8 protein-coding genes are annotated in these 6,750 nt (G+C 68.0%); all 8 read right to left on the bottom strand.

All coding sequences use genetic code 11. The features are described from left to right. On the bottom strand, nt 1-1,562 hold a 1,562-nt coding region (gene pnp / locus HUU95_RS05220), incomplete at its 3' end, for a polyribonucleotide nucleotidyltransferase (RefSeq protein ID WP_174279146.1). Nucleotides 1,563-1,717: 155 nt separating this feature from the next. Continuing rightward, nucleotides 1,718-1,987 (bottom strand): 30S ribosomal protein S15, encoded by a 270-nt coding sequence (gene rpsO / locus HUU95_RS05215; RefSeq protein WP_174279145.1) that lies wholly within the window; start codon nt 1,985-1,987, stop codon nt 1,718-1,720. Nucleotides 1,988-2,008: 21 nt separating this feature from the next. Next, nucleotides 2,009-2,917 carry a tRNA pseudouridine(55) synthase TruB gene (truB, locus tag HUU95_RS05210; protein WP_174279144.1) on the bottom strand — a complete coding sequence of 303 codons (909 nt, stop codon included), beginning with the start codon at nt 2,915-2,917 and terminating at the stop codon, nt 2,009-2,011. 6 nt (nt 2,918-2,923) lie between these two features. Next, on the bottom strand, nt 2,924-3,313 hold the full coding sequence (locus HUU95_RS05205; protein ID WP_174279143.1) for a DUF6491 family protein: 390 nt from the start codon (nt 3,311-3,313) through the stop codon (nt 2,924-2,926). Nucleotides 3,314-3,366: 53 nt separating this feature from the next. After that, nucleotides 3,367-3,951, bottom strand: coding sequence for a thymidine kinase (locus HUU95_RS05200; RefSeq protein WP_174279142.1), 585 nt, complete (start codon nt 3,949-3,951; stop codon nt 3,367-3,369). Beyond that, entirely contained in the window at nt 3,951-4,349 is a 399-nt protein-coding gene (rbfA, locus tag HUU95_RS05195; RefSeq protein WP_174279141.1) for a 30S ribosome-binding factor RbfA, read from the bottom strand. Before rbfA ends, HUU95_RS05200 begins: the two co-directional genes overlap by 1 nt. Before the next feature lie 308 nt (nt 4,350-4,657). Then, on the bottom strand, nt 4,658-4,819 hold the full coding sequence (locus tag HUU95_RS05190; RefSeq protein ID WP_174279140.1) for a hypothetical protein: 162 nt from the start codon (nt 4,817-4,819) through the stop codon (nt 4,658-4,660). Continuing rightward, a partial coding sequence (gene infB, locus HUU95_RS05185; protein ID WP_174279139.1) for a translation initiation factor IF-2 occupies nt 4,820-6,750 on the bottom strand: 1,931 nt, incomplete at its 5' end.

The raw sequence follows: 6,750 nt of genomic DNA, 5'->3' as shown, positions 1-6,750 counted from the left end.
ACCTTCATGATCTCCTCGGTGATGCCGGCGATCTTGATGTCCATCTGCAAGGACGTGATGCCCTCGCTGGTGCCGGCGACCTTGAAGTCCATGTCGCCCAGATGATCCTCGTCGCCCAGGATGTCGGACAGGACGGCGAACTTCTCGCCCTCCAGGATCAGCCCCATCGCGATGCCCGACACCGGCCGCTTGATCGGCACGCCCGCGTCCATCAGGGCCAGCGAACCGCCGCATACCGTCGCCATCGACGACGAACCGTTGCTCTCCGTGATGTCGGAGGTGACGCGGATCGTGTAGGGAAACTCCTCCTTCGTCGGCAAGACCGCATGCAGCGCGCGCCAGGCGAGCTTGCCATGGCCGATGTCGCGCCGCGACGGCGCGCCGAAACGGCCCACCTCGCCCACCGAATAGGGCGGGAAGTTATAGTGCAGCATGAAATGCTGATAGCTGAGCCCGTTCAGCCCATCGATCATCTGCTCGGCGTCGCGGGTGCCCAGCGTCGTGGTGGCGATGGTCTGCGTCTCGCCGCGCGTGAACAGCGCGGAGCCGTGCGCGCGCGGCAGGAAGTGCACCGACGCGTCGATCGGGCGCACCGTCTTGGTGTCGCGGCCATCAATGCGGACGCCGTCGTTGAGGATCTGGCCGCGCACGATCTCGGCCTCCACCTTCTTCACCAGCTTGAGCGTGCCCAGATACTCGGCCGGGTTGGCGTGCTTGAGGTCGTCGAACGCCTCGCGCGCCTTGGTGCGCGCGGCGTTGATCGCGGTCTGGCGCTGCTGCTTGTCGGTCAGCTTGTAGGCGGCGGCCATGTCGGCGCCGATCAGTTCCTTCAGCTTCGCCTTGTGCGCGGCCAGGTCGGCGCCGGCCTTTAGCTCCCAGGGCTCCTTGGCGGCTTGCTCGGCGAGCTTGATGATCGCCTCGATCACCTGCTGCGACGCCTTGTGCGCGAACATCACCGCGCCGAGCATGATGTCCTCGGACAGCTCGTTCGCCTCCGACTCCACCATCATCACCGCGTCGTGCGTCGCGGCGACCATCAGGTCCAGGTCGGCGATGGCGCTGTCGGCCGGGTTGAGCTGGTACTTCCCATCCTTGTAGCCGACGCGCGCCGCGCCGATCGGGCCCATGAACGGCACGCCCGACAGCGTCATCGCCGCCGACGCCGCGATCATCGCCAGGAGGTCCGGCTCGTTCTCGCCGTCATACGACATCACTTGCGCGATGACGTTGACCTCGTTGAGGAACTCGGACGGAAACAACGGCCGCAGCGGCCGATCGATCAGCCGCGAGACCAGCGTCTCGCGCTCGGTCGCCCCGCGCTCGCGCTTGAAGAAGCCGCCGGGGATGCGGCCGGACGAGGAGAACTTCTCCTGATAATGGACGGTCAGCGGGAAGAAATCCTGCCCCTCCTTCACCGTCTTGGCGGCGGTCACCGCGCAGAGCACGACCGTCTCGCCGAGCGTGGCGAGCACCGCGCCGTCGGCCTGACGGGCGACGCGGCCCGTTTCCAGCGTCAGCGTCTGGCTGCCCCACTGGATCGAAACTTTCTTGGTATCGAACATTCTGGTTCCTTCACTCCGGCGAGCCGATCCCGCCGGGGCCTGTGCGTGCGGGCTAGCCGGCCCGCGTCGGTGTGGAGCGACTCGTCGCTCCGTGCCCCCACGCCGGATTGCGGGAAGGCGGATGCGAGAAGGGCGCCGTTGAGGCGCCCTTCGGGTTATTTGCGAAGACCGAGCTTTGCGATCAGGGCGAGGTAGCGCTGGCCCTCGGTCTTGCGGAGATAGTCGAGCAGCGTGCGCCGCTTGTTGACCATCATCAGCAGCCCGCGACGCGAATGGTTGTCCTTGGCATGGCCCTTGAAGTGCTCGGTCAGGTTGCGGATGCGCTCGGTCAGGATCGCGACCTGGACTTCGGGGCTGCCGGTGTCGTTCTCGCCCTGGGCATGCTCGGTGATGAGCTGCTGCTTGCGCTCGGCGGTGATCGTCATGATTTCGTCCTCGACATCGGATTACAGATTGAAGCCGCGCTCGACCCGGACCGCACCATCCCGCACATCGACCAGCGCCACGGGGACGCCGTCGAGCAGGGCGAAGGCGGCGCCTCCATTGGGAACGGCGTCGGCGGCAATCCCGGCCAGCACACGCCCCTGACGGAGCGCCCCTGCCTGGTCGGGGGTGAGGGAAAGAGCCGGGATGTCGTCCAGCCCCGCCCTCAACGGCAGGAGGTGGTGTTCAAGACCGCGCGCCTGCCCCAACTCCGCCAGTTTGTCCAGCGCTATCGCGGCCTCCAGCCCGAACGGCCCCGCCCTGGTCCGCCGCAGCATCGTCACGTGACCGACGGTGCCGAGCGCGTGCGCGATGTCGCGCGCCAGCGAGCGGATATAGGTGCCTTTGGAGACCTGGGTGAGGAGCGTGACACTCTCGTCTTCATCATCCCCGCTGCTGCGGGGGTGACGACGTAACGAATGCACCACCACCTCTCGTTCGGCGAGCGCAACCGCTTCCCCCGCCCGAGCGAGATCATATGCCCGCTTCCCGCCGACCTTCAGCGCGGAAAAGGCCGGCGGCACCTGCCGGATCGCTCCCGTGAAGCGCGCCAGCACCGCGTCCACCTCGCCCAGGCTCGGCCGAATCGGCGAGGTCGCCACCACGCGCCCTTCCACGTCCAGCGTGTCCGTCTCGTTCCCGAACCGGATCGTGAACTCGTAGGTCTTGTCGCTATCAAGCAGCCGCCCCGCCAGCTTGGTCGCCTCGCCCAGCGCGATCGGCAGCACGCCGCTTGCGAGCGGATCGAGTGTGCCGCCATGACCCACCTTGACCTTGGGATAGCCGCCCGCCCGCAGCGCGCGCTTGACCGCCGACACCGCGTCGGTCGAGCCGACCCCGACCGGCTTGTCAAGGATGATCCAGCCGTGCACCGCCCGTCAGCCGGCGGGCTTCGTCCGGCCCTGCCCCTCGTGACCGGGCGGCGGCGCGCTGGCGACGATGCTGCGAACGCCACAGACCTGATACGGCTCGCTGCCGACGCGCACCGTCGAGAAACGATCGAAGATGCCGCTGGGGTCGGTGGTGTAGATCAAGGTGTCGAGCGGGAAGTCGAACCGGCACCGGCCGGACAGGCGGACCAGATACCATTGCTCGGTCCGGTCGCGTACCCACAACGCGTCGCTCTGCGCGCCGCCACGCTGCCAGTCACGCAGGCCGCCGTTCGACGCGAAGGGGATGGTGGTCTCCGCGCCCAGCGGACGCGAGCGTGCCTGCGCCGATCCGCCCGCAACGAGGGACAGGGCAAGCGCGAACAGCATCTTCTTCATCGGCTTGCACTCCCAGATCGATACTCAACGAGCGCCGAACGCCCGCGTTCCGCTCAGCGAGCCTCCGCCAACGCCGCCCTGAAATGCCGCCGGCACAGCGCCACGTAGCGCTCGTTGCCGCCGATCTCGGTCTGCGCGCCGTCGGCGATCGCGCGGCCGTCCGCGTCGACGCGCAGGTTCATCGTCGCCTTGCGCCCGCACGCGCAGACCGACTTGATCTCGACCAGCGTGTCGGCGATCGCCAGCAGCCGGGCCGAGCCGGGGAACAGCGCGCCGCGAAAGTCGGTGCGCAGGCCATAGCACAGCACCGGCACCCCATTGTCGTCGGCGATGGCGGCGAGCTGATCGATCTGCGGGCCGGTCAGGAACTGCGCCTCGTCCACCAGCACGCAGGCGAGCGCGGCGTCGCGATGCGCCGCCAGCGTCACCGCGCCGAGATCGGTGTCCGCGTCGAACCGTGTCGCCGGGGCGCTCAAGCCGATCCGCGAGGTGATCGTCCCGGCCGCGGACCGCGTGTCCAGCGCGGCGGTGAACAACAGCGTCCGCATGCCGCGCTCTCGATAGTTGAAGTCCGCCTGGAGCAGGTTGGTCGATTTGCCCGCGTTCATCGAGGCGTAGTAGAAATACAGCTTGGCCATCAGCCGCCCGCCGTGTCGTCCAGGTCGCGCGCCACCGCCGGCTGGCGCAGCAGCGTGTCGATATGGGTGCCCTCGTCGAAGCTCTCGTCCGCCAGGAACTTGAGCCGCGCCGCATATTTCATCTTCACCCGCGCCGCGACCTCGCGCTGGAGGTAGGCGGTGTTCTGCCGCAGCGCGGTGAGCACCGCGTCCTCGTCGCGGCCGAGCAGCGGCTTCACGAAGGCGGTGGCGTGGCGCAGGTCGGGCGACATGCGTACTTCCGTGACGCTGACCAGATGCTTGTCCAGAGTCTCATCGTGCACGTCGCCCCGCTGCAGGATCTCCGACAGCACATGGCGCACCTGCTCGCCGACGCGCAGCAGGCGGACGGAACGGTCGGGCGTGGTACTATCGCGCATCTTGTGGGCCGGCCTGTATTGAGCTATCCGGGATATGCAATCGACTCGACGTCTATGCACCTCTCGGGCTCGGATGTTGCTGCATCCGGGCCCTAAACGTGTAAGGGGCCCGGCGTTGCTGCGCCGAGCCCCGCGCCGGTTAGCGGCGACCCAGCTCGATGAGCTTGATCACCAACCCGACCGCCGCGATGACTAGCATCACGACGGCGAGCACCAGCGCTGCAATCTTCTCAACCTCTATATAAACCACCTCCTTACGACACGCAGGTAGCGCGCCGCGAAGGCAGCCTAACCGAAGCGTCGGCGGGTCACCAGCATCGCCAGGCGGGTAGCGCGACACCGAGCAGCAGCACGGGCAGACCTACCGACATCAGCAGCTCGACCAGGCAGCCCAGCCCCTCGACGAGACATCCGCCCCAGCCGTCCGACGAGGGCGAGCGGTCGCCATCTGGCCGCTCGCCCCCGTGCAACTACAGCGTCCGCTCGCGCAGCTCGACCTCGTACGTCTCCAGGAAGTCGCCCGCCTTGATGTCCGTGAAGTTCTGCGTGAACGTCACACCGCATTCCAGACCCGCCCGGACTTCCGCCACATCGTCCTTGAAGCGCCGGAGCGAGGCGATCTCGCCCTGGTAGATGATGACGTCGGCGCGCGTGATCCGCGCTTTGAGCGCCTTGCGAATGACGCCCTCGACCACCAGCAGACCCGCCGCGCGGCCCGTCTTGCCGGCGGAGAACACCTCGCGGATCTCCGCGCGGCCGACCACCGTCTCGAACGCTTCCGGCCCCAGCTGCCCGGCCATCCCCGCCCTGATCTCATCGGTGAGCGCGTAGATGACGTCATAATATTTGAACGCCACCTTCTGCCGCTCGGCGATCTCACGCGCCTTCGCGTTCGGCCGCACGTTGAAGCCGATGATCGGCGCCCCGCTCGCGCCCGCCAGCGTCACGTCGGACTCGGTGATGCCACCGACGCCCGAATGCAGGATGCGCGCCTTGATCAGGTCGGTGGAGATCTTGTTGATCGCCGCGACGATGGCCTCCATTGTGCCCTGCGTGTCCGCCTTGACGACGAGCGGATATTCGATCGCCTGCTTGTCGCGCATCGCGGAGAACATGCTCTCCAGCGACGCGGGCGCGGTGGTGGTGCGCTTCTGCAACACCACGCTCTGCCGATATTCGGCGACTTCACGCGCGCGCGCCTCGTTTTCCACGACCTGGAGCGGATCGCCCGCCATCGGCACGCCCGACAGGCCCAGCACCTCCACGGGGAGCGCAGGCCCCGCCTCCTTGATCTGGCGACCCTTGTCGTCGACCAGCGCGCGCACCTTGCCGCTCTCGGCCCCCACCACGAACACGTCGCCGACGCGCAGCGTGCCGCGGTTGATCAGCACGGTGGCGACGGGGCCGCGGCCCTTGTCCAGCTTCGCCTCGATCACCGTCGCCTCGGCGGGACGATCGGGGTTGGCGGACAGCTCCATCAGCTCGGCCTGGAGCTGGATCTTCTCGATCAGCTGGTCGAGGCCCGTCTTCTTGAGCGCGGAGACCTCCACGTCCTGCGTCTCGCCGCCCATCTCCTCCACCTGCACGTCGTGCTCCAGCAGGCGTTCGCGCACGCGCTGCGGGTTGGCCTCGTGCTTGTCGACCTTGTTGATCGCGACGATCATCGGCTTGCCGGCCGCCTTGGTATGGTTGATCGCCTCGATCGTCTGCGGCATCAGCCCGTCGTCGGCGGCGACCGCCAGGATGACGATGTCGGTCACGTCCGCGCCACGCGCGCGCATCTGCGTAAACGCCTCGTGACCGGGCGTGTCGAGGAAGGTGATGCGCGACTTGTCGGGCAGCTGCACCTGATAGGCGCCGATATGCTGGGTGATGCCACCGGCCTCGCCACGCACCACGTCCGTGCCGCGCAGCGCGTCGAGCAGGCTGGTCTTGCCGTGATCGACATGGCCCATGATAGTCACCACCGGCGGGCGCGGCCGCAGCTGTCCGGCCGTATCCTCGCCCGTGTCGACCGCCAGGTCGATGTCGGACGCCGACACGCGGCTGACATTGTGGCCGAACTCGGTGACCAGCAGCTCGGCCGTGTCCTGGTCGATCGTCTGCGTCATGGTGACGGGCATGCCCATCTTGAACAGCGCCTTGACCAGGTCCGCGCCCTTCTCGGCCATGCGGTTGGCGAGTTCCTGCACGGTGATCGCGTCGGGCACCTGCACGTCGCGGACCTGCTTGGGCTGCGCATCGCGCGGGCCGAAATGACGCCGCTCCTTCTCGCGGGCGCGCTTGAGCGCGGCGAGCGAGCGGGCGCGGGCGCCGTCCTCGTTGAGCGCGCGGGTGACGGTCAGCTTGCCGCCGCGCCGCTCGTCGCCCTTGCGGTCGCGGGGGGCGGCACGGCCGGGCG

This window comes from Sphingomonas bacterium (genome assembly GCF_903643065.1).
In the GTDB taxonomy this organism is placed as follows: domain Bacteria; phylum Pseudomonadota; class Alphaproteobacteria; order Sphingomonadales; family Sphingomonadaceae; genus Sphingomonas.
This window is presented reverse-complemented; position numbering and strand designations above follow the sequence as displayed.